This window comes from Nostoc sp. CALU 546, from assembly GCF_048836525.1.
This window is the reverse complement of record NZ_JAWJTF010000260.1, coordinates 1-2,963: the sequence shown is the minus strand read 5'-3', so window position 1 is coordinate 2,963 and position 2,963 is coordinate 1. Positions and strand designations below refer to the sequence as shown.

The 2,963-nt window shown below is 45.1% G+C and carries 2 protein-coding genes; both read right to left on the bottom strand.

The genetic code is table 11. From position 1 onward, the window contains the following. Positions 1 to 13: 13 nt before the first annotated feature. The gene (locus RRG12_RS42435) at positions 14 to 2,152 is read right to left on the bottom strand and encodes a pentapeptide repeat-containing protein (protein ID WP_420758460.1); all 2,139 of its coding nucleotides are present in this window, start codon (positions 2,150 to 2,152) and stop codon (positions 14 to 16) included. Positions 2,153 to 2,333: 181 nt separating this feature from the next. Next, positions 2,334 to 2,678, bottom strand: coding sequence for a hypothetical protein (locus RRG12_RS42430; protein WP_420758459.1), 345 nt, complete (start codon positions 2,676 to 2,678; stop codon positions 2,334 to 2,336). Between the last annotated feature and the right edge of the window lie 285 nt (positions 2,679 to 2,963).

Here is a 2,963-nt window from a genome sequence, read left to right as displayed (position 1 = left end):
CTCCCCCTCCATTCTACGGGCAACGGGGATGAATGCCTCCTTGAGTACAAATGTATGCTAATTGCTTGGCATCTAAATTTTTAGCTTGTGAAAAATCAACACCTTGGACTACGGCAGATACTGAGCCTAAATCTGGGGTTTGGACAAATTGATCTGCTGGATCTTGTTTGCTAGGGGCGAGAATTGCTCCCTTAAAATCTGCTCCGGTGACATTCGCCCCCCGTAAATCTGCAAGACTCAGGTCGGCATTTTGCAAGTTAACGTTTTCCATCTGGGCAGAACGCAAAACAGCACCAGCTAAACGAGTGGCACTCAGATTAGCATTGCTGAGATTAGCACGATCCAAATAGGCTCCTGATAAATCTGCCCCTTGCCAATCAGTGTTAGTTAAATTGGCAAAGGATAATTGTGTTCCTATAGCAGTGGCGCGACCTAAACGCGCGGCATATAGATTGGCTTCGTTCAATTTGGCGTCACCTAAATCAGCCCCAGTCAAGCTGGCTTTTTCCAAAACTGCGTTTCGCAGATCGGCTCCTACTAGTTGGGTGCTATTGAGTTTAGCGTCATATAGACGCGCATTGGATAAGTTAGCTCTATTGAGAGTGGCGCGGCTCAAGTCGGTACGGTTCATCAAGACGCGACTGAGGTTAGCATCAGTAAGATTGGCTTGCTGCAACTGAGCTTGGCTTAAATCAGCCATCACATCGTCGTAAGTATCCCAGCGTCCATCCTCACCCGCACTCCGGAAGCGGCTACCCTTAAAGCTGGCTTGGTTAAGATTTGCAGATTTAAACTTAACTCCTGATAAATCAAGGCTGTCTAGTACCAAGTTGAAGAAGGAACTTCCAGGAGTACCGCTTTGACCTAATTGGGTGCTACTAAGGTCAACGCCCTCGATTTTCCCACTGTAAACAGAGAGAATCTTGTTGATCGTCCGCTGGTTTCTTTGTAGCCGCCCTTGCCGCAATTCGCGCTCTTTGGTTGCAGTGCTACCCACAGATTCCAGTTCGCTAACCAAAAACTGATTCTTATTTTTTAATTCAGGGATGGCTTGAGGCCCAACAGTTGTCAAAGCTTGTTGAATCGTATCCAGAAGACTGGAGTTGGTTTCGCTAACTAATAAATCTGCCAGGAATTTAATGGATTGTGGGTCATTAAGACCACCCATAGCTAGAATTGCGCTTTGGCGTTGCTCATTAGTCGCCCCAGAGTTGGGACTTAATTGTTTGACAATTTCAAGGAACTGTTGGCTATTAATTTGCTGAGTTGCTCGCTGGGATTGTTGAATTTGGATATAAACTTGAGTGCCGATTAAAGTTGCCAACACAGCAGTCATACTCGTCAGCCCTACCCCAAACAAAGTTAGATTGGGATTTTGCTGTATCCGCCGCCACAGATTGGGCGACTTGTTGCTTTGGACTGCCACTAATTCTTCATTTCCCTCTTGCCATTCTTCTGCTTCATCGTTACCACCAGCAGATTGAGCTTGTCTGTTACTAGCTAAAAGTGCATCTATTGTATGAGTGCCTGCGAGTTGATCGTGCAGTGCGCGACGCCCCCGACGTGACGGTAAGCCTATCCCTTCACCCACAATCATTAACAAAGACAAAAATGTGAATAATCCTAAATTCGGAAAAGCAAAGCTGTAGCGCCACAGCAGATAAGCGATGGAAATGGGTACAGTCCAACGCCCAACTCCTTCTCTAATCACCACTGCGCCCAAACCAGGTGGCTTTCCTTGCTCGTTGACAACCCGCACTTTTAACCAACGTTTAGGAATTGTGCTACCAGTCTTAGCTAGTAAATATAATTGCCACCATGAGAGAGTTACAGGTGCTAACAGGGCGATCGTCCACAAAATATTAGTTGGCCATGCGACGTTACGGATGCCATAGCTCACAGGCAAAGCTAAGGGTCTAGCGATCGCTCTTTCTGTAACTACCAACACGGGGTTAAGCGGTACTCGGTTCAGATCGCTTCTAGAATTGGCATAGACACCAATGCCGAAGGGAATCAACCCACTAGTAACCACTAGTGTGATTTCAGCCGCCCAAGCAGCAAAACGCCTGCTTGCTAGCAACAGCGAATTGGCTCTTTCCGGTTTTTTTGACTGACCAGATTGATTACTTCTCCTGACAATTGGTGACGTCATTGCATAATTCCCTTTGATATTATTTCTACGCCGTTCTCGGCACAATTAAAATAGACTAAGCTGATCAGCAAAAAGAAAAGCATATTGAAATAGAATTTAGAAGTGATAAGTCAGGAACAGTTTGTATTCTGGCTCCTGACTCTCATAACTCCGGCAGAATGCCAAGTAAATGCATATCAACTTATTGCTTACGTTGAAAGCTACCAGACACAAAAAATTTGTATCCAACATACACTAACACTGCCAAAAGTGCCAGACTAATTACAGATGCAACTAGTTTAAACACTGCTTGCAGCATCGCCAAGCCCACTAGCACCGTCACACCCGCAACTACCAGCTTTTTTGTTCCAGATAAGCTGTTGAACCAAATCTGAAATCGCTCCAGTTGCAAGTTCAAGTTAGCAAAAACAGACTGGGGCGTTTGTTTTTTTTCTTGTGGTTCGGAAACCACCCCAGGTGGGGAATTAATTTCTGCCTCTAGCTGATTGAGGCGACGCTGTAAGTCTTCTTCTGGTTGAGGATTCATCAATTTTTCTACCTCAGTTAGCACACTTATCCAACAAACCAGCCAAATTCTATTTTTGGTGGTTGTTTTAGTGATTTTAGCTAATGTCTGTGCCTGTAAGACCTGTCTGCACAGGGAAAAATTATGTTTTTTTCTTGTTGCCTTCCAGACATCATATTTCTCAGGAGTTACGCAAACAATAGCCGAAACCCTTTTTTCAGGTAGGGGCAATTGATGAATCATATGGTGTCAACTTAAGCCTTGGCGAATGGAATTCGCAGCTATACAAGCAAAGTCCGCCTGCGC